This is a genomic window from Natronorubrum marinum (assembly GCF_052040125.1).
Classification (GTDB): Archaea; Halobacteriota; Halobacteria; order Halobacteriales; family Natrialbaceae; genus Natronorubrum.
The window spans coordinates 888,806-906,665 of sequence record NZ_JBPPFV010000001.1 but is presented as its reverse complement, the minus strand read 5'-3'; the positions used below and the strand labels follow the sequence as shown (position 1 = coordinate 906,665).

Here is a 17,860-nt window from a genome sequence, read left to right as displayed (position 1 = left end):
ATTAGTACCATCTAGATGTTAGATATAATATGGATATTCAAGAGTATATCGGATTTGAACTGCTAATACTTGCTTTCATTGCCATTCTAAATCTCGCCGTGCTCTACATTGTCTACAAACTCATTACACGGTTCTTGAGTTCCTCACAGTAGTGGATCATCACTGTACTTGGCATTGGATGATATGTGCAGCGCCCCTACCGAACGAAGAATCGACGTGTCGCCATCGCGATAACCAAACCGACGCCGACGGCCCGACAGCTACAAACATCGAACCGTCCCAGTTCCTGCTATGCCCGGCAAGGTGAGTCCGGATGACCTGCTCGCACACGTCTTCGGCCGCACGGGAACGGCGGCCGACGACGAAACGGTCCTGCAGGGGCCGGCGGACGGCGAGGACGCCGCCGCGATCGCACTCTCCGAGGGAGACGAGACGCTCGTCGTCAGCTCCGACCCGATCTCGCTCGCGGCCGAAGGGGTCGGCACGCTGGCCGTCCCCGTTGCCTGTAACGACGTCGCGGCCTCCGGCGCCGATCCGCGCTGGCTGACCGCCGTGATCATGCTCCCCGACGAGGAGACCGATCTCGAGGCGATCACGCGCGACCTCGACGCCGCCGCACGCGATATCGGCGCGTCGATCGTCGGCGGCCACTCGGAGTACGTCGACCAACTCGAGCGACCGATCCTCTCGCTGACGGCGATGGGGACGGCCGAAGCGTTCGTCCCGACGGGTGGGGCCAAACCCGGCGACAGCGTTCTCCTGACGAAGGCTGCAGGGATCGAGGGAACAGCTATTCTCGCGGCCGATTTCGGCGACGAACTCGGGGTCGACGAGGAGACCTGCGAGCGCGCCCGGACGTTCGTCGAGGAGATCAGCGTCGCCCCCGACGCTCGCGCGATCCGGGACCGCGCGACCGCGATGCACGATCCGACGGAGGGCGGCGTCGCAGCCGGCGCACTCGAGATCGCCCGGGCCTCGGGCGTCCGACTCGAGATCGATCGCGAGGCCGTTCCGGTTCGCGACGAGACGAGACGGCTGTGCGAGGCGGCCGACGTCGATCCGCTCCGGATCTTCGGCTCCGGGGCACTGCTCGCGACCGTTCCGAGCGACGCGGTCGACGACTGCCTCGAGGCGCTCGCGGTCGCGGGGCTAGAGGGAGCCGAAATCGGCACGGTTCACGAGGGAGCGTTCGAACTCGTCCTCGACGGAAAGTCGATCACTGATCCCGTCGAAGACGATCTCTACCCGCTCTGGGCGGCAGCCGATAGCGAAGAGTGATCGGATAGCGAAGACAGACCGTCGCTACCTGCCTCGAGCGCGTCTGAACCGTCGTCCGCGGCGTGTACCCCGACGCAGTCTCACGAATCCGTCCTTGAAGGCCCGAGGATCGTTTCTCCGACTCGGTCGACGAGCGCGGGGGCGAACACGATCCACGCCACGAGCACCGCGTAGAGTGCGACGAGGAGGGGCGTGACGTCGAGGATCGTTTCGACGATCCGAAGGGCGACGATGACTGCGATACCGACGGCGACGAGTACGGCCCCCTCGAGTCGGGACCGAAGCCGCGGTAGCCGATCGATCCAGCCCGTAGTGAGTAGCCCGCCGATGGCTGCGCCGAGCGCGAGGACCGCGTACGCGGCTGCGCCGGTGACGTAGACGGCGGGAATCGCGAGGGCGAGGGCGACCGCGAAGCCGACCGTCGGCATGCCGCGGCTGACGCGGCTCATCGCGGTGACGAAGGCGACGCCGAGTATCGCGCCGACGACCACGTCGCCGAGATAGTGGACGCCGAGGACGACCCGCGAGAGCGAGACGGCGACGACGAGCGTTCCGGCACCGAGCAGCGCGATCGGATCTCGCAGTCGGTCGTACGCCGAAACGAGTCCGCCGTAGACGACGACCGACGCGAAGGCGTGACCGCTCGGGAAGCCGTACCCCTCGACGTCGATCGACGTGAGGTAGACCGATTCCGGCGGTCGCGGGAGTCCGAGCAGCGTCTCGAGGGCCAGAATAAAGCCGAGTCCCGCGACGCCGTAGCTGATCACGAGCGCGCTCCGGCGGCGGCTGCCACACCAGAACAGGACCGCGAGGATCACCATGAGCGTCGTCGGACTGCCGAGTTCGGTAACGGCGACGACGATGTCGGCGTATTCGGCCGAAATAGCGTCGCGGATGACCGCACTCTCCTCCTCGAGTCGCATCACGCTCAGTTCTGTCCGGGAACGGTAAATACCCTGCCACTAGAAGGTCGAGATCGAGACGGCGTTCCCGACCCGGTTTCCACTATCCGCGGGCCCACTCGAGCATCCGCTCGTACACCGGATCTGACGCCAGCGCCGCCGGGTCGCCGACGAGTACAAGCGCGCGTTTCGGCCGGGTCAAGGCGACGTTGATTCGTCGATAGTCCTCGAAGATCGGACCCTCGAGCGACCCCGTCGCGGTAAAGGAGACGATGATGATCTCCTGACTCGAGCCCTGGAAGCGGTCGACGGTGTCGACGGCGACGTCGTCGGGAACGTGTCTCGTGATTTCGGACACCTGCGCGCGGAAAGGGGCGATGACGCCGATATCGCTGCGCTCGACGCCCGCCGCCGCGTAGGTGTCGACGAGGTCGGCGATTCGCACGGCCTCCTCGCTGTCGGTGTACTGGCTGCCGTCGCCCTCGACGTCGACGAACGCGACGGGATCTCGGAACTCGTCGGGCAAATCGGCGCGGGAGACACCCTCGAGATCGTCGAGCGTCCGCGCCGCGACCTCCGGCTCTGCGGGTCGAAGCTCGCCGTCGTAGAACTCCCGCGAGGCGAAGGCCTGAATGCGCTGGTTCATCCGGTACTGCCGATCGAGCATCACGCCCGCGTCGGGGTGGAGGTCGACCAGACGCTCGAACAGCGACTCGGTGAGGTCGTTCTCGGCGCGAACGACGGGCGGTAGCTGCTCGTGGTCGCCGACGAGGACGAACCGCTCGGCGAGGTTGATCGCCGCGCAGGTCCCCGGTTCCGTCAGCTGAGCGGCCTCGTCGACTAACGCGGCGTCGAACGCTTGCTCTTTCATCACTCGCGAGCCGCAGGTCGCCGTCGTCGCGGCGACGACCTGCGCGTTCTGCAGTTCGGCGAGTCGGTCCTCCGGGTCGCCCGAGCGCTCGAGGCGATACGGTTGCATGTCCTCGCGGACGCCGCTTTCGGAACCCACGCGGACTACGCGGTCCGTTTCGATCTCACCGTGTTCCTCGAGTTGCTCGAGCAAGGCCTCCAAGGCGTTATCCACCGCGCGATTCGTAAACGCCGAGAGCAGCACGCGCTCGCCGCGTTCGACCATCGCACGGATGGCGCGAGCGATGGTGTAGGTCTTCCCGGTGCCGGGCGGGCCGTGGATCAGCGCGCAGTCTTGCGCGCCGACGGCCTTCGTGACGGCCTCGTTCTGGGCCGCGTTGTTGTCGATGAAGGTCTCTCCGGGGTTGTCAAACTCGGGATCGGCACGACCGAACAAGATGTCCTTGCGCCGCTCGTCCCCCTTCAAGAGCGCATCGTGCATCGCGGCGAGCAGCCGATCGGTCGTCAGTTCGGAGGGATAGACGTCCAGCCGCGTCACTTCGACCGGCTCGTCCGCCGTGAGGACGACCTCCTCGTCTAATCGCTCGATGATCGCGAGCTCCGAACTCCCGCGGACCGGGTGGCCGTCGCTCGCCAGCACGAAGTCGCCCTCCCGGATCTTCGAGTTCGCGCCGCTCGTCCGACGCGCTCGCAGTTCCCATCGGCCGCCCTCGAGCGGGCGTTTCTCGACGAACTCGAGGTCGATCAGCGCGCGGTCGTCGTCGGCCCGCTCCTGGGCGTCTTGCTCCCAGAGTTTGGCGTACTCGCGGTGGACCTCTCGTCGTTCCTCCTCGATGGCGCGGTAGAATCGGTCGAAGTATTCGCGTTCCTCCTCGGGCAGGGCCTGTCCGATCTGGCCGGCCTTGGACTCCTGGTCGAGCCGTCCCGAGACGACCATACAGGTGTCCTGCTCGAAGCAGTACTCGCACTTCGCCGAGCCCTCGTAGCCCGTCGGAATCTCGCCTTTGATCTCCATGGCTGCGAGTTCGTTGCGCAGCCGAACGACGAACTTCAGCAGGCCGTCGCCCATCGAGAAGTCCTTCGCGGGGGTGAGGTCGCCCGTCTCCTCGTTCCTGTCGAGCGCCGAGTTCTTGGTGTAGAGCAGGGTTCCCGTGTCGACGCTTCCGCCGTGTTCCTCAAGCAAGAGCGCGTAACAGGCGGCCTGCACCTTGTCTTTGAATCGCGGCTCCTTCTTCAGGTTCTTCCCCGTCTTGAGTTCGACCGGCGCGCCCCGCCGGATGGCGTCCGCGCGACCGCGGATCCCGAACGTCTCGCTGATGAGCAACTGTTCGGATCGCCAGCTATCTTCCTCGGTCAAGCGGCCCTGCTCGAGCCAGTTCTCGATCGCCTTCGCGTTCTCCCGGACGTCCTCGGTGACGGATTCGGCCGTCTCGCCGAGCAAACCGAGTTCGAGACCGCGTTCGTCGACGCGGGCGTCGATGGACTCCTCCAACTCTCGCCCGCGGAGGAGGTCGCCGAAGACCTCGTGGACCAGCGTCCCCTTCACCACGGGGTAGTTCAGCGGCACCCCCGAGAGCTTGTTCAGGAAGTAGAGCCGGGGACACTCGACCCAGTTGCGGATCGACGTCACGTTCACCAGAAAGGTCGGCTCGACGACGACGTAGGAGTCGCCTGTCGTCGAGTACTGGGTCTCGCCCCGGTACTCCTTTTCCTCGGCGTTCGTGACGAGCAGTTCCAGTCCGGGTTCTAAGTACTCCGCCGACTCCGTCCACTTGTTCCAGAGCGTCACCGTGGTAACGTCGTGGCCGTCGGCGATGTCGGGTTGGCCCGCGGCGTCTCGAGACACGGGTTCCGATCGCGTCGATTCGTCGCCGTCGCGCTCGAGTCGCAGCGGCACTTCGGCGAGATCGCTCTCGCCGTAGCTCGTCGATACCGACTTCACTTCGACGTCGCCCGCGACGGTTCCGCGTACGTGCACGAGTGTTCGTGAGGAGCGAGTCGTCAAAAACGCTATCGGTCGCGTGTGGGTTCGCCGTTCGAAATGGAGCAACACCGGTCGTTAGCGAACTGAACAGCGTAGCAGTTCGCCCCATCGTAACGGCCGATTACCGACGAGTATCTCCATCGCGCGACGGAACGGTCGTCGGCGTTTTTTGACAGCGAGGGGGAAGCTGGGTGCACTATGAACGACTCGAACAGCAACGACCGCGATCCGGAAACCGCAAGCGGAACCCACGGCGGAACCGGGCGCGAGGAGCGCGGGGAGGCGCCGGCCGACGACGTCGACTCCGGAACCGGCGCCGGCGACCGGGACGATCCCGGCCGCGACCCGCGCGACGACGCCACGCAGATCGCGAACGAGGAACGGCGGCGCAAGGTCTCGGTGATCAGTGCGATCGTCGCCGTCATCGGTGCGTGGGTCGTCCTCTCGGTCGTCGCCCTCTACGACGTCTCGCAGGCGGCGTTCTGGAACAACGTCCTCGTCGGCAGCGTCGTCTTCCTCGCGGCCGGCTACAACTACTACCGCGTCGTCAACGATATCCCGCTCAGCGTCGGCGTCTCGGGGCTGGTGGCGCTGCTAGGAATCTGGTTGATCGTCTCGCCCGCGCTCCTCGAGATGCAGGCGGGACTGGGGCTGACGACAAGTCCGTTCTGGAGCACGCTCGGCTCCGGACTGCTTATCGCGGCGCTGGCCGGCTACAACGCCTACGATGCACGAGACGCGCGACGCGTCGCGACCGACTCCTCGCGCGCCTGAAACCGATGGAAAACTGACGGCCCGCCGATCACCGCGTCGCGTCGCCCGCCGACTCGCGCTCGCCGCCGCCCTCGGTCTCGAGCCGCCGCAATCGGTACTCGGCGGCGTGGTGGCCCATTGCGACGACGGCGAACGCGACCATGACCGCGGCGAATCCGACCGAGACGACCGGAGAGACGCCGTTGACGTAGCCGTTCGCGAGCTGCCCGACTGCCAGCCCAAGCGGTCCCAGCGCGAGGAGGCTACTCGTCGCTGGCGTGGCCCGAAACAGTTCGACGAACGAGAGTGGTCGGCTGACGGACATGGTCAAACGTCGGTTACCCATCCTGTCGGGGGAACCATCCTATTCCTTTTGGTTCGGTTTGGGCCAGTTTCGACGACGACGCGTCGGGTGGCCGGCATCGTTCGTCACGACCGATACGTTCATTCTATCCGCGCCACATTGGTCGCGTATGCGGATTCGCGAGTGGCAAGACGTACTCGAGGACGTCACGGAGCGGCCCGTCGATCCCGAAGGGTGGCGTGCGGTCGCCGGCGATCGAGCCGGCGGCGTCGGCGAGGACATGTACCTCGCGCATCCACGCGCCGGCGTCTTCTTCTTGAAGACCTACGCGAAGAACCCGTTCGAAGTCCGCGGGGTCGGCACGCGAGTCGCCCGCAACCTGGACGACGAAATCGGCTCGTTCCTCCCCAGAGAGGACGCGGGCGGCCGCTTCGCCGTCCAGTCGCCGCCGGAGGACGAAGACCAGATCGAGACGGTTTCGAAGCGCCTCGAGACCGTCCTCCAGACCCACGCGGACGCCCCGACCCGGCCGCAGGATCTCTTCGACGACGTGATGGAGGCCATCGAGAGCCCCGCGTTCGGGCCGATGGAGTACGACCAGTACGACCGTCCCGATCGGCTCGAGGAGCTCGGCGACCGGTTCGAAGAGGCCGACGAGCTGCTGGGCGCCGAACTCGAGGAGCTGATCGAGACCGACGAAGTCGACCGCGGCTTCATGTGAACGCGGAGCCGCGGCAGGTCGAGATCAGCTACGGGGAGGGACCCGGCTGTTGCCACGCTCGTCCTTTTTCAGCCGCCGACGATAGGGTGGATAGTGTCGTCGCTCCCACTCTCGCTCTCCGACCCCGGCGACGTTGCCATTCTCGGCGGCGTTTCCGATCTCGTGGACGTCTCCTGGCTGCTCGCAATTTTCGCGGTGATCGCCGCGTGGTTCGGCTCGAGACTGCTCTCCGAGCGGCTCCGACCGCGACTCGAGGAGCGCGTGCTCCGGCCCTCGACCGCCAACGCGGTCTTGCTGGGCGCTCGCATCGCGATCGTGGCGTACGCGTTCGTCCCCATCGCCGGTCTGCTCGGCTTCCGGCCCCAGAACGTCTTTCTCTCGTTTACCGTCATCTCGCTCGTTCTCGGTGCGGTGCTCGCGCCGGTCGGCCGGAGCTACATCAGCGGCCTGTTCATCCTCGTCCACCGGCCCTACGAGGTCGGCGACATGATCGAACTCGTCGACCGCGAGGAGCGCGGCTACGTCGACGATATCACGCTGGGCTACACGCGGGTCTACACCCTCGAGAACTCGTTTCTAGTCATCCCCAACGAGACCATGCGCGAGCGCGACGTGCGCAACCTCTCCGCCGAGGACGAGCGCAGCAGGCTCTCGCTCGAGGTCTGCGTCACCTACGAGGGCGATCTCGATCGGGCGTGCGAACTGCTCGAGCGCGCCGCTCGGGACGTCGACGGCGTCATCGGCGGCGGCCCGCCGATCCGCGTTGGTCGCTCGAAGTTCCCCGCTGGTCCGAAGGCGTTCGTCCGCGAGTTCGCCGATCACGGGATCCTGATCGATCTCAAGTGCTGGATCGAAGCGCCTTATCTCCCACTGAAGGTTCGGTCCGCGATCCACCGGCGAGCCTGGGACGCTTTCGAGGACGAGGACGTCGAAATCGCCTATCCCCACACCCACCACGTCTTCGACGAGACGAGCGGTCGGGTTGGGCTGGACGTGGATTCGCCGGCGCGCGAGGCGTCACCCGAACGCGGATACGGGATCGGCCGCGGCGCTGATACCGGTCGCGAAGCCGATGGCGGTAGCAGGGTCGATACCAGCCGGCCGCGCGAACGCAGCCCCGAGTCGGGGTGGTCGCTCGAGGGGCCGGGGGAGCGACCCACCAGATGCGATCGGTCGGAGCAACTCGAGGGGCCGGAAGAACGACCCACCGACTGAACTCAGAGGCGGTCTCCCTCCCCGCGATCGGAGGGGTTGGTCTCGAGCGACGGAATCCCGCCGGTCTCCGCGAGGCTCTTGAACCGATCGAGGACGGTGCCTGCGAGACTCTCCGGAACGATTCCGAGGCGCTGCATCGCGCCGTCGCTGAGCGACCCGCCCGGCGGGTCGTACCGAATCTCGAGCGTGACCTCCGTTCCGTGGTCGTTGGGGGCCGGCTGAAATCGGATCGTCGCCTCGTAGGATATCGGTGCTCCGCCGAGGGTTTCCCACCGCAAGCGTTCGCCGGACGCTTCCTCCACGAGTCGCGTCTGCCACTCGAGCTGTCGACCGGCGGGGAGCGAGACCTGCCAGTGGTGGTGATCCCCGTCACCCATCGTCGAGGAGACGTCGGCGAACTCGCCGACGATGCGGCTCAATTCCTCCGGATCGCGCCAGAACGCCTCGAGTTCGTCGGCCGGTTTTCCAACCGTAACCGAGCGTGTGATCGTCGGTCTGTCGGTCGTCGAATCGCCGCCCAACCGCTCGTGATCGGTGGTATCGACACCGAGTCGGCGATAGAGCCGACTGTGGCCGCTGATGCCGCGGAAGACCAGCCCACCGCCGGCGAGCGTCGTGGCGAGCGACCGACGCCGAAGTCCGCGCCACACGAGCGCGCCGCCGACGACGGCGGAGACCGCGCGTTCGAACCGGCCGACGTTCGTCCGCAAGGACCGGTCTGACGATTCCCACTCCGGTTCCGGCAGTTCGTCGATGTCGAATGCTCCGGTTTCCGTGGTCATCGCTGAAGAGAGATCGACCGCTGGTGTTCGCGTTCGACGCTGATCGATACATCTCGCAGGCGACGTCGGGTAGCGGTGGCTGACATGTCTCTTGGCTCCGGTAGGTACTCCGGACTACCCGTCAATTGGATGTTTGCGCTGCAGCTGCAACGCATCGGGTCGTGCAGCCTCTCGAGTCGCGAGTTGCGTCTGCGTCCGGTGGGCCTTTGCGTGACGACGACCACAGTACGTCCATGACCGAAGGTCCCGAATCCGTCGTCCGCGATTACTACGACGCGCTCCGGAACGGCGACCCCCTCGAGCCGTACTTCCTCGCCGACGAGTCGACGGTGAAGTTCGGCATCAGCGAGGCGCTGTTCGGCGACGACGAAGTGCACGAGGCGCTGCAGGAACAGACCGAGACGACGGCGGAGTGGACCGTCGAGAGCCGATCTCTCACCGTGACGGATCGAGACGGGGCCGCCACGTTCGCCGACGAGGTGACGATGGCCTGGACGGACATCGAAAGCGGTGACCGTCGGCGGTTCGAGACGCGTTGGAGCGGCACGCTGGTTCGGCTCGAGGAGAAATCGACACGGGCGGGCGAGCACCAGTGGCAGTTCGCCACGATGCACGTCAGCACGGCCGGCGAACTATGAGCCGCAGTTCGGGACGCGGCCCCCGTAGAGAGGGGAGACGCGGTTCCGGCCGCGACCCGGACGAGCGCGGCCACGCTGAGTCGAACGGATTCACGAGTCCCTCCGCCCGACTCAAAGTGGTGTTCGTCCTGCTCGTCGGACTCTCCGGCGGTATGATGGCGGTACAAGGCGGGGCCTCGCTGGCCGCCGTCGGACTGGCGTCGACCGTCGGCATCGTCGCCGGCGGCGCGTTGCTCTGGTACGTATTGTGGATCCTCGAGTAGCGACGACGGTCGGTGCACTGGAGCCACAGCGCCGGCAGTCGTACGCGATTGACCCCGCGTTGAACATCGTCTTCGCCGGCCATCGCGTTCAGAGACTGTCTCGAGACCGTCCGGGTGTGCGTTCACTCCGGACAGTGTGATCCGTGTATCGACCGATAGGCTGGGTTAAGAATAACACGCATCGAATATCTCAATTGATAGTATAGGAATGTTTATCAGAGACGGTTATATAACTAACATTATGAGTGCAGAGAAAATAGCTAGCTACATTATCATACTGTTTGGAGGGGTGATAATTGCAGCTACCGCACTCCGTCTGTTTATTGCTCATGTAAACATCGTACTCTGGCTTGGTGTCGGGTTATGTGTCGCAATTATTGGCTACTATCTCCGATATTATTGGACGTGATCGGCGATCCGTCCGATAGCGTACTCTACTGTTCCCACACTCCTCGTTAGCGGTGAACTCCTGATCGACGCCTTCGTCGGTTGCATCGGTCGAGGGTTCGATTTCGGGGACGACGCTGGATACTCGCCTGGGAGAATGCGGACGAGCACCAGCTGAGGCCGCTCGCGGTGACGACTATCGATCGATCCGCTGGAGCCAGAGCGTCGGATCGTCGAGTTCGTCCTGCGTCGGCAGCATCTCGGGCCCCTCCCAGACCAGCGTCGCGGTCTCGAGACCGTGGCCCGTGACGACCGTCTCGAAGAAGTTCTTTCCGCGCTCGTACTGTCGCTCCTTGAGCCCCAGTCCGAGCAGCCGGCGGAACAGCTTCTGGAGCGGGCCGCGACCCTGCCGGCGCGCGTCGAGCTTCCGACGCAGGTCCTCATACTCGTCGTCGAAGGCGTGGTCCATCAGGAGTTCCGCATAGCCCTCGACGACGGTCATCGCGGCGTCGAGGTCGCGGAACGCGTTCCGGTCGAACGAGCCGTCGGAAAGTGCGGCGATACCGTCTTCCATGCGCGACTCGAGGTGGTCCGACAGCCACGGTGCGGCGCCGAACTCCGCGGCGTGGGTGACCTCGTGGAAGGCGATCCAGCGGCGGAAGCGGTCGGCGTCGACGTCGAGTTTCTCGGCGGCGTTGAGGATGTTCGGGCGGACGAAGTACAGCGCGTGGTTCTCCTCGGGGTTCTCCGCGAGCAAGAGCGGATCGTACTGGCCGAGCACGTTCCGGCCGAGGAAGGCGAGGAGGACGGTCATCGTCCCCGTGTTGACGGTCCGGGCGACGCCGGGGAAGGCGCCGGTCTGAAACTGGTTCTCGAGGGTGCCCATGACGCGCTCGAAGGTCGCGATGTTGGCGTCGATCCAGTGGTGGCGGTTCTGGATTTCGACGGTGTCGGGGACGTCGAACTCGACGTCTGCTACCGTTCGCACGGCTTCCCGTGCGTCGCGAACATCGCGTGCATAGGCCTCGCGCTCACCCGACTCGAGCTCGAGCGAGCCGGGATCGGTCACCGCCTTCGCGGCGTCGGCGGCCGACTGCCAGTCGATTACGTCGTCACCGGACGCCCCGGCAACGGCCCGGGCGCTACGATAGAGGTTCACGTTCGTCGGTACGGGAAGCACGCGCAAAAGCGTTCGGCCGAGTCGGATCGATGGCGCCCGATCGTGTTATACTGTCGGACAGAACTCAATACGAAGTCGGTCGCGAATTCGCGGCCGTTGAGCAACCCCGTGGGTTGCGATGCCCAGCAGAACGCATCCGTTCTGCGGACGTCGCCGTCGGAGACGGCCGCAGTAGAGCGACCGATCTTCACGTAGTTCTGTCCGACAGTATTAGTTAACGATGACGTCCGGCTGCTCTTCCTCCTCGAGTTCGGGCTCGTCGTCGCCGCGGAACTTCTTGGCGGCGACGCCGGCGGCGACGAGCAAGACGAGCGCGACGATTGCGCCGATGGCCTTGCCACCCGAGCCGTCTTCGTCGGCTTCGTCCTCGGTTTCGGTCTCGTACTCCGTCGTCTCAGTCGACTCCTCGGTGGTACCGAACGGGAGTGCGGTATCGAGCGCACCCAGTCCGAACTGGGTGTCGCCGTCAAGATGCAACTCGATGAGGGTGAATTTGGTGTTTCCCATGCGTCGGTGTTCGACGAGTGGACACTTATAGGTTGGACAGGCTCAATACCACGGCCTTCAGGCCGTGGATACGCGCCGTCACTCAGTGACACATTCCTCCGGCACCGACAGACCCGGATATTCCACGTTAAACATAGATTTTAACATACACTATTCCATAACTGGTTATGAACACAGTCTAATGCTGGAGACGACCCGCACCTACGTCGCACGCATCACGAACCACAGTCAGGTTCGTGACGACCTCGACCAGTGCGGGTTCGCAGCATCGAAACTGTGGAACGTCGGACGCTACTACATTCAAGGCCGGTGGGATGAAGACGGCGAGATACCCGACGAAGCCGAATTAAAATCGGAGTTGAAAGACCACGAACGCTACAGTGACCTACATTCTCAGTCAAGCCAGCGAGTTCTCGAGGAACTTGCTGAGGCGTTCACCGGCTGGTACAACTCCGACGACGGCAACAACCCACCGGGCTACCGGAAACGTGGCGACGACCACCCACGCTCCACCGTCACCTGGAAGAAGCGAGCGATCAAGCACGACGACAAGCACGGCCAACTCCGACTCTCGAAAGGATTCAACCTGAAAGAGTCGCGGTCAGACTTCATCCTCGCCGAGTACGAAACTCGGCCCGACGTAGAAGTCGAGAACATCCAGCAGGTGCGTGCCGTCTGGAACGGAGGCGGGTGGGAACTGCACCTCGTCTGTAAGAAAGAGATTCCAGTCGAAGACGCTCCCGGCGACAACACGGCGGGTATCGATCTCGGTATCAGCAACTACCTCGCTATTGACTACGAAGACGGCTCTTCGGAGTTGTATCCGGGGAATGTGCTGAAAGAGGACAAGCACTACTTCACCCGCGACGAGTACCAGACCGAAGGTGAGAACGGGCCGTCAAAGCGTGCGCGGAAAGCCCGGAGGAAACTCTCTCGGCGCAAAGACCACTTCCTCCACACGCTCTCAAAACACATTGTCCATCGGTGTGTCGAAGAAGGCGTGGAGAAGATCGCAGTTGGCGACCTCAGCGACATCCGTGAAGACGAGAACGGTGACTCGCGGAACTGGGGCCAGTCGGGGAACAAGAAACTCCACGGATGGGAGTTCAACCGCTTCACGAACCTGCTCGAATACAAGGCCGAGGAACACGGGATCCTCGTTGACCGCGTAGACGAGGAGAATACGAGCAAAACGTGTTCGTGTTGCGGGCAGATTCGAGACCGCAACCGCGTGGAGCGTGGTCTGTACGTCTGTTCATCATGCGAAACGACGATGAATGCGGACGTGAACGGTGCAGTGAATATCCGACGAAAGATAACTCAGAGTCCCCCGACGGGGGATATGAGTAACGGCTGGTTGGCACAGCCGGGAGTCTTCCTGTTCGACCGCGAGAGCGGGACGTTCAAAACGAGAGAACAGGGAGACTGCAAACCCTAATATCCCAACGCTGAGCAAATCGGAGATTTGCGATGTACGCGAATCTCCGATTCGCGTGACTCGGGATTCCTCCGCCTTCAGGCGGAGGAGGATGTCAAACTGTTTGCTGGGTGTTACGGATCGGAACCGCACTGTGTGCGCAAGGTTGGCACGAGACAGTACGATCGCTCTCAACACGGTCGGAAAGCGAGGTTTAGTCGCCTCTGAAATGGGATTCGATGGAGTCAGGACCGGTACGATTAAGTGTCCATCACCTGCGCTCTTTCGTATGAGTGGACGACCGCTGGATGTCCTCGAGGCGTCGCTCGGCGAACGTGTCACGGTACGACTTAAGAGTGGCGACGAGTACGACGGCGACCTCGCTGGCTACGATCAGCACATGAATCTCGTGCTCGAGGACGTGACGATCCCCCTCGAGGGCGAAGTGGACGCAGAGACGCCGGCCGAAGACACAACCATTATACGCGGCGATAACGTCGTTTCGATCACTCCATGACTGGCGCAGGAACCCCGAGCCAAGGAAAGAAGAACACGACGACACACACGAAGTGCCGTCGCTGCGGAGAGAAATCGTACCACACGAAGAAGAAAGTCTGCTCGTCCTGTGGCTTCGGCAAATCCGCCAAACGCCGCAGCTACGAGTGGCAGAAGAAGACCGGCGACAACTGACCGCGACGTTTCTGCCGTCTTCGCTTCTGTTTCCACCGACCTCGAGTCCCGACTGTCGACGTCTGCGATCGACAGAACTCGAACGCGGCGGTCGGTGTGCTCCACACCGAGCGAGCACAGCCATTCCCCGGACGAACGCGTATCGCCTTTCAGTGGCTACAAGTCCCGGGCCGCGAACACTCACCTATGGAGACGACGGACGCTTTTACCGGTCTCGACTGTGTCGACTGCGGGGCTTCCTTCGACGCCGCGGCGGAGCACCACACCTGTCCCGACTGCGACGGATTTCTGGACCCGACGTACGATTACGACGCGATCGAACTGGATCGGGAGACGCTCGCCGCCCGGCCGTTCGACTCGCTGTGGCGCTACGAGGAACTGCTCCCGTTCGCGCGCGAGTCCGCGGTGACGACGAACGAGGGCGCAACGGCGCTGGTCGACTGTCCCAACTTGGCCGACGAACTGGGCGTCGACCGGCTCCTGATCAAGGACGAGGGCCGGAATCCGACGGGGTCGACGAGGGATCGCGGCCAGTCGGTCGCCCTGACGGCCGCCAGCCAGCACGGCGCGAGCGACGTCGCGCTCGCCACGACGGGGAACGGCGGACAGGCGGCCGCCGCGTACGCGGGTCGAGCGGGCCTCGCCTCGCACTCCTACGTCCCCTCGCGCTCGAGTTTCTCGAACAAGGCGATGATCAACGTCCACGGCGGCGACATGAACGTCGTCGGCGGCCGGTACGACGACGCCGTCGGCGCGTTCGAGGAGGGGCAGGCCGAGCACGAGGACTGGTACTCGGTGCAGTCGTTCGACACGCCGTATCGCCACGAGGGCGCCAAGACGACGCTGTACGAAATCGTGGAGGGACTCGAGTGGGACGTGCCCGACGTCGTCGTCTACCCGACCGGCGTCGGCGTCGGTCTCGTCGGCGCGTACAAGGCCGCGACGGAACTCCGGAAACTCGGCTTGGTCGACGATCTCCCCGGACTGTACGCCGCACAGGCCGACGGCTGTGCCCCCATCGTCGACGCACTCGAAAACGATCGTGACGAGCACGAGCCGGTCGAAACGCCGGACACGATCTGCGGCGAGATCGAGATCGCCGATCCGCCGGCGAGTGCACGGGTGCTCAAGGCGCTTCGCGAGACCGACGGCGGCGCGGTCGCCACCGAGGATCGGGACATCCTCGAGGCCGCGGTGCAGGTGGCCCAACACGAGGGACTCGAAATGGCCCCGAGTCCGGCCGCGGCGGCCAGCGGCGTCTGGGAACTCGCCGAGCGCGGCGAGTTCGACGGGAGCGAGACGGTCGTCGTCGTCAACACCGCCGCGGGGAACAAGGAAGGCGACGTGCTGCGCAGTCACCTGATGAGCCAGGGCGTGTAGCGGCGGTCGCGGGGCGCTCGAGGGGGCGTCCGACTACGGTTCGCTGCGCTCCGAAACTCGATTCGAGGAGAGTGCGGTTTCGGTATTCCGGATTATCCGTGAAACTCGCGGCATGTGCAGGACGGATACCTACTGCCCAACAGATGTTGGTTCGGGTTCGAAGTATTGGCTCGCGACTGCGAAGATGATGCCCATTACCACTCCAATCTGAATGCCTCTATTCAGACTTCCACTAGTGAGTACACTCAAGAGAACTGGAACGCTAAACGCGACTGCAAAGGACACACTTGCCCGGACAAATCCATTCTCAAACACAGGTATCTGTCTGACACAAAGTATTAAAAATCTATTGTCTGTTCGGCAGCGAAAAGTGTTTATGTAATATGCATCTGCAGTTATCGAATCAGGTGTTTCATTACTACAGCCTGCTTACAATACCTAAACTGTCATATCAACTACTGGGAACCACTGCCCGTCAGCGAGGACTGAATCGGCCGGTCCGATAGTCGTCGCCGGCGTCCTCGTCAGTGTTCCGCTCGTCGGCGTTTTGCTCTCCGCTCTCGTCGATGTCGTCGTAAATGTCGATGTGGTGGACCGCACTCGGCGAGAGGAGACGGCCGCCCTCGAGTTCGAGCCAGCCGTTCCCGTGAACGACGATCGGTCCCTCGTAAAGTGACTCGGCGTCAGCGCTGGCCTCGTCGTAGATGACGACGTCTCGATAGGCGCGCGTGAGCGGGTTCATCTCGCCGCTGAATATCGATTCGGTGGAGGCTACCGGAAACATTGCTATTGGGAAATGACGGTGTTCTAACTAATACGTGTACCGGATCGACAGTCGTGAGGTTAGTGTCGGCGTCAGTCGTCGTCGTTCTCGGCCGTCGCACCGTCACCGGCCCCCTTCTTTGAGTTCTCGAGCGAGCCGGCTTTCGCCTCATCGACGACGTTGATCGAGACGCCGGCTTCCATCCCGCGATTCCGGTTCGCGTCGCCGAACCCGGCGCTCAGCACGCGGGTGAGGGCGTCCTCGACGTCCTCGTCGAGTTCGGTGATCCGGTCGGATTCGACCTCGACGACGAACCCGGTGGTGATGTTCGGCGAGGTCGGGAGGAACAGCACCTCTCGTCCGTCGTCGGTGACTTTCCCGGTCTTGAACGCCGTCATCCGCAGCCCGTTCCAGGTCTCGAGTTTGACGGGTTTCTGGAGAGAGTCCTGCTCGCCGAAGGCCGTTTCGGCGGCCATCTTCGAGGCGTTGTAGACGACTCGCATCACGGGGACGCGGTTCGCGACGTTGTCGACGACGCGTTCGACAAGGCCGCCGACGGTCGTCCGCATGAGGTAGCCGACGGAGAAGGTGAGGATGACGAAGACGGTCAGTGCGACGATGACGCGGAGAAACTGCGCGAGCTGTTCGCGAGTCTGCTGGGCCTGCCCCCCGTCGCCCGGGATCAGCGGCTCGAGGGCTTCCGCCTCGAGGATGAGCCCGGGAGTGAGCCCGGCGACGAGCCCGTAGAGCCAGTAAATAACGTAGAGGGTGACGAGAATCGGGCCGAGGACGATGAGCCCGCTCGCGAAATCTCGCTTCCACGAAGCCATGTACACCAACTCACACTAGGGGATTATGAGCCCTTCCCTTTACCGTCCGAGAATGGCGCGGAGGGCGAACCAGACGTTTTCTTTCCGTTCGGTGAGGCGGCGGTACATGTACGACTTCCACCGGTCGCCGTAGGGAACGTACTGGTAGACCGGATACTCTGCGGCGAGTTCGTACTGAGCGTCGGTGCGGACGCCCATGAGCATCTGAATCTCGAACTCGGTGCCGTGTTCTTCGTGGAGGCCGATCGCGCGCTCGATCATGGCCGGATCATGACTGCCGACCGCGATTCCGCGGTCGTAGTGTTCGAACGCGTACTCGAGCAGCGCCTCGTACTCGTGGTTGACTCGCGTCGAACTCGAGTAGGATATGTCGTCGGGTTCGTTGTACGCCCCCTTGACGAACCGAACCTTTCCGGGGACGTCCGCGAGCCGTTCGACGTCCGCGCGCGTTCGTTTCAGGTTCGCCTGCACGCAGACCCCGACCCGGTACTCGTCGTCGCTCCCGTACTCGCGAGCGAGGTCCTCGAAGGCGTTTAACGTCACGTCGGTGGTCGTGTGGTCTTCCATGTCGATCCAGACAAAGACGCCGTGGTCGGCCGCCGCGGCGACGACGTCCTCGAGTTCCTCGCGGAAGACGTCCTCCCCGAGGTCGAGTCCGAGTTGGGACGGCTTGATCGAGATCGTGGCCTCGAGGTTCGAGTTCGCGATGTCGCCGGCCAGCGCCCGGTACTCCGCGGCGTCGGATCGCACGGGCGATCGGTCGTCGTGGTGTTCGCCCAGCAGGTTGACGATCGCCCGAACGTTGCGGCCGTTGAGTTGTCGGACGTGATCGAGCGCCTGCGCGGGGGACTCTCCGGCGACGAAGCGGTTCGCGATCGGCGGGATCATGTTTTCCAGTTGGACTGCCAGTCCTAAGGGAGTTTGTGTGTAGAACGGTCCGTTCGAATCGGTCGCGGCGGATCGCTCCCGATCGACCTCGCTGCCAGTGTGTTCAAA

20 protein-coding genes are annotated in these 17,860 nt (G+C 63.9%); 11 read left to right on the top strand and 9 right to left on the bottom strand.

Going from position 1 to position 17,860, the window contains the following annotated elements; genetic code table 11:
* Positions 1-291: 291 nt before the first annotated feature.
* Positions 292-1,278 (top strand): AIR synthase family protein, encoded by a 987-nt coding sequence (locus ACSFC5_RS04590; protein WP_440764069.1) that lies wholly within the window; start codon positions 292-294, stop codon positions 1,276-1,278.
* Positions 1,279-1,358: 80 nt separating this feature from the next.
* Here ACSFC5_RS04590 and ACSFC5_RS04585 read toward each other — a convergent pair whose 3' ends face one another.
* Together ACSFC5_RS04585 and ACSFC5_RS04580 are read right to left on the bottom strand one after the other, a co-directional pair.
* Positions 1,359-2,201 (bottom strand): phosphatase PAP2 family protein, encoded by an 843-nt coding sequence (locus tag ACSFC5_RS04585; RefSeq protein WP_440764068.1) that lies wholly within the window; start codon positions 2,199-2,201, stop codon positions 1,359-1,361.
* An 82-nt stretch (positions 2,202-2,283) separates the two neighbouring features.
* Complete coding sequence (locus ACSFC5_RS04580; protein ID WP_440764067.1) at positions 2,284-5,028, bottom strand: AAA domain-containing protein; 2,745 nt, start codon at positions 5,026-5,028, stop codon at positions 2,284-2,286.
* Positions 5,029-5,232: 204 nt separating this feature from the next.
* Between ACSFC5_RS04580 and ACSFC5_RS04575 the strand changes: the two genes are divergently transcribed.
* Positions 5,233-5,808 carry an SPW repeat domain-containing protein gene (locus tag ACSFC5_RS04575; protein ID WP_440764066.1) on the top strand — a complete coding sequence of 192 codons (576 nt, stop codon included), beginning with the start codon at positions 5,233-5,235 and terminating at the stop codon, positions 5,806-5,808.
* Positions 5,809-5,836: 28 nt separating this feature from the next.
* On the opposite strand, the gene ACSFC5_RS04570 is transcribed toward ACSFC5_RS04575, so the two are convergent.
* Positions 5,837-6,112, bottom strand: a complete 276-nt coding sequence (locus ACSFC5_RS04570) for a hypothetical protein (RefSeq protein WP_440764065.1) — start codon at positions 6,110-6,112, stop codon at positions 5,837-5,839.
* Between the two features lie 148 nt (positions 6,113-6,260).
* Between ACSFC5_RS04570 and ACSFC5_RS04565 the strand changes: the two genes are divergently transcribed.
* Positions 6,261-6,812 (top strand): hypothetical protein, encoded by a 552-nt coding sequence (locus tag ACSFC5_RS04565; protein ID WP_440764064.1) that lies wholly within the window; start codon positions 6,261-6,263, stop codon positions 6,810-6,812.
* A 93-nt stretch (positions 6,813-6,905) separates the two neighbouring features.
* Positions 6,906-8,027, top strand: coding sequence for a mechanosensitive ion channel family protein (locus ACSFC5_RS04560; RefSeq protein WP_440764063.1), 1,122 nt, complete (start codon positions 6,906-6,908; stop codon positions 8,025-8,027).
* A gap of 2 nt (positions 8,028-8,029) precedes the next feature.
* Here ACSFC5_RS04560 and ACSFC5_RS04555 read toward each other — a convergent pair whose 3' ends face one another.
* A complete protein-coding gene (locus ACSFC5_RS04555; protein ID WP_440764062.1) occupies positions 8,030-8,809 on the bottom strand; it encodes an SRPBCC family protein in 780 nt (259 codons plus the stop codon).
* A gap of 233 nt (positions 8,810-9,042) precedes the next feature.
* On the opposite strand from ACSFC5_RS04555, the gene ACSFC5_RS04550 reads away from it, so the two are divergent.
* The 3 genes from ACSFC5_RS04550 (at position 9,043) to ACSFC5_RS04540 (ending at position 10,119) form a co-directional block, all read left to right on the top strand.
* The gene (locus ACSFC5_RS04550) at positions 9,043-9,447 is read left to right on the top strand and encodes a nuclear transport factor 2 family protein (RefSeq protein WP_440764061.1); all 405 of its coding nucleotides are present in this window, start codon (positions 9,043-9,045) and stop codon (positions 9,445-9,447) included.
* Positions 9,444-9,710: a DUF8527 family protein gene (locus ACSFC5_RS04545; RefSeq protein WP_440764060.1), complete on the top strand. Its 267-nt coding sequence runs from the start codon at positions 9,444-9,446 to the stop codon at positions 9,708-9,710. The genes ACSFC5_RS04550 and ACSFC5_RS04545 overlap by 4 nt, the downstream gene beginning before the upstream one ends.
* A gap of 241 nt (positions 9,711-9,951) precedes the next feature.
* Entirely contained in the window at positions 9,952-10,119 is a 168-nt protein-coding gene (locus ACSFC5_RS04540) for a hypothetical protein (RefSeq protein ID WP_440764059.1), read from the top strand.
* Between the two features lie 174 nt (positions 10,120-10,293).
* Here ACSFC5_RS04540 and ACSFC5_RS04535 read toward each other — a convergent pair whose 3' ends face one another.
* Together ACSFC5_RS04535 and ACSFC5_RS04530 are read right to left on the bottom strand one after the other, a co-directional pair.
* A complete protein-coding gene (locus ACSFC5_RS04535; RefSeq protein ID WP_440764058.1) occupies positions 10,294-11,256 on the bottom strand; it encodes a zinc-dependent metalloprotease in 963 nt (320 codons plus the stop codon).
* A gap of 231 nt (positions 11,257-11,487) precedes the next feature.
* The gene (locus ACSFC5_RS04530) at positions 11,488-11,784 is read right to left on the bottom strand and encodes a hypothetical protein (protein ID WP_440764057.1); all 297 of its coding nucleotides are present in this window, start codon (positions 11,782-11,784) and stop codon (positions 11,488-11,490) included.
* Between the two features lie 181 nt (positions 11,785-11,965).
* On the opposite strand from ACSFC5_RS04530, the gene ACSFC5_RS04525 reads away from it, so the two are divergent.
* The 4 genes from ACSFC5_RS04525 (at position 11,966) to ACSFC5_RS04510 (ending at position 15,271) form a co-directional block, all read left to right on the top strand.
* The gene (locus tag ACSFC5_RS04525; protein WP_440765021.1) at positions 11,966-13,222 is read left to right on the top strand and encodes an RNA-guided endonuclease InsQ/TnpB family protein; all 1,257 of its coding nucleotides are present in this window, start codon (positions 11,966-11,968) and stop codon (positions 13,220-13,222) included.
* A 268-nt stretch (positions 13,223-13,490) separates the two neighbouring features.
* The gene (locus ACSFC5_RS04520) at positions 13,491-13,718 is read left to right on the top strand and encodes an LSM domain-containing protein (RefSeq protein WP_006090390.1); all 228 of its coding nucleotides are present in this window, start codon (positions 13,491-13,493) and stop codon (positions 13,716-13,718) included.
* Positions 13,715-13,891, top strand: coding sequence for a 50S ribosomal protein L37e (locus ACSFC5_RS04515; RefSeq protein WP_006090391.1), 177 nt, complete (start codon positions 13,715-13,717; stop codon positions 13,889-13,891). The genes ACSFC5_RS04520 and ACSFC5_RS04515 overlap by 4 nt, the downstream gene beginning before the upstream one ends.
* Positions 13,892-14,077: 186 nt before the next feature.
* Positions 14,078-15,271: a threonine synthase gene (locus ACSFC5_RS04510; RefSeq protein WP_440764056.1), complete on the top strand. Its 1,194-nt coding sequence runs from the start codon at positions 14,078-14,080 to the stop codon at positions 15,269-15,271.
* Between the two features lie 475 nt (positions 15,272-15,746).
* Here ACSFC5_RS04510 and ACSFC5_RS04505 read toward each other — a convergent pair whose 3' ends face one another.
* From ACSFC5_RS04505 to ACSFC5_RS04495, 3 genes are all read right to left on the bottom strand, one after another.
* The gene (locus ACSFC5_RS04505) at positions 15,747-16,055 is read right to left on the bottom strand and encodes a hypothetical protein (RefSeq protein ID WP_440764055.1); all 309 of its coding nucleotides are present in this window, start codon (positions 16,053-16,055) and stop codon (positions 15,747-15,749) included.
* A gap of 71 nt (positions 16,056-16,126) precedes the next feature.
* Entirely contained in the window at positions 16,127-16,864 is a 738-nt protein-coding gene (locus ACSFC5_RS04500; protein ID WP_440764054.1) for a DUF502 domain-containing protein, read from the bottom strand.
* Positions 16,865-16,903: 39 nt separating this feature from the next.
* On the bottom strand, positions 16,904-17,752 hold the full coding sequence (locus ACSFC5_RS04495; RefSeq protein ID WP_440764053.1) for a proline dehydrogenase family protein: 849 nt from the start codon (positions 17,750-17,752) through the stop codon (positions 16,904-16,906).
* Positions 17,753-17,860: the final 108 nt, after the last annotated feature.

Bases quoted from the DNA above. Each gene is read 5' to 3' on its own strand.
- ACSFC5_RS04590 (WP_440764069.1), top strand. From the start codon at position 292: ATGCCCGGCAAGGTGAGTCCGGATGACCTGCTCGCACACGTCTTCGGC.
- ACSFC5_RS04585 (WP_440764068.1), bottom strand. From the start codon at position 2,201: ATGCGACTCGAGGAGGAGAGTGCGGTCATCCGCGACGCTATTTCGGCC.
- ACSFC5_RS04575 (WP_440764066.1), top strand. From the start codon at position 5,233: ATGAACGACTCGAACAGCAACGACCGCGATCCGGAAACCGCAAGCGGA.
- ACSFC5_RS04570 (WP_440764065.1), bottom strand. From the start codon at position 6,112: ATGTCCGTCAGCCGACCACTCTCGTTCGTCGAACTGTTTCGGGCCACG.
- ACSFC5_RS04565 (WP_440764064.1), top strand. From the start codon at position 6,261: ATGCGGATTCGCGAGTGGCAAGACGTACTCGAGGACGTCACGGAGCGG.
- ACSFC5_RS04555 (WP_440764062.1), bottom strand. From the start codon at position 8,809: ATGACCACGGAAACCGGAGCATTCGACATCGACGAACTGCCGGAACCG.
- ACSFC5_RS04550 (WP_440764061.1), top strand. From the start codon at position 9,043: ATGACCGAAGGTCCCGAATCCGTCGTCCGCGATTACTACGACGCGCTC.
- ACSFC5_RS04545 (WP_440764060.1), top strand. From the start codon at position 9,444: ATGAGCCGCAGTTCGGGACGCGGCCCCCGTAGAGAGGGGAGACGCGGT.
- ACSFC5_RS04540 (WP_440764059.1), top strand. From the start codon at position 9,952: ATGAGTGCAGAGAAAATAGCTAGCTACATTATCATACTGTTTGGAGGG.
- ACSFC5_RS04530 (WP_440764057.1), bottom strand. From the start codon at position 11,784: ATGGGAAACACCAAATTCACCCTCATCGAGTTGCATCTTGACGGCGAC.
- ACSFC5_RS04525 (WP_440765021.1), top strand. From the start codon at position 11,966: ATGCTGGAGACGACCCGCACCTACGTCGCACGCATCACGAACCACAGT.
- ACSFC5_RS04520 (WP_006090390.1), top strand. From the start codon at position 13,491: ATGAGTGGACGACCGCTGGATGTCCTCGAGGCGTCGCTCGGCGAACGT.
- ACSFC5_RS04515 (WP_006090391.1), top strand. From the start codon at position 13,715: ATGACTGGCGCAGGAACCCCGAGCCAAGGAAAGAAGAACACGACGACA.
- ACSFC5_RS04510 (WP_440764056.1), top strand. From the start codon at position 14,078: ATGGAGACGACGGACGCTTTTACCGGTCTCGACTGTGTCGACTGCGGG.
- ACSFC5_RS04505 (WP_440764055.1), bottom strand. From the start codon at position 16,055: ATGTTTCCGGTAGCCTCCACCGAATCGATATTCAGCGGCGAGATGAAC.
- ACSFC5_RS04500 (WP_440764054.1), bottom strand. From the start codon at position 16,864: ATGGCTTCGTGGAAGCGAGATTTCGCGAGCGGGCTCATCGTCCTCGGC.
- ACSFC5_RS04495 (WP_440764053.1), bottom strand. From the start codon at position 17,752: ATGATCCCGCCGATCGCGAACCGCTTCGTCGCCGGAGAGTCCCCCGCG.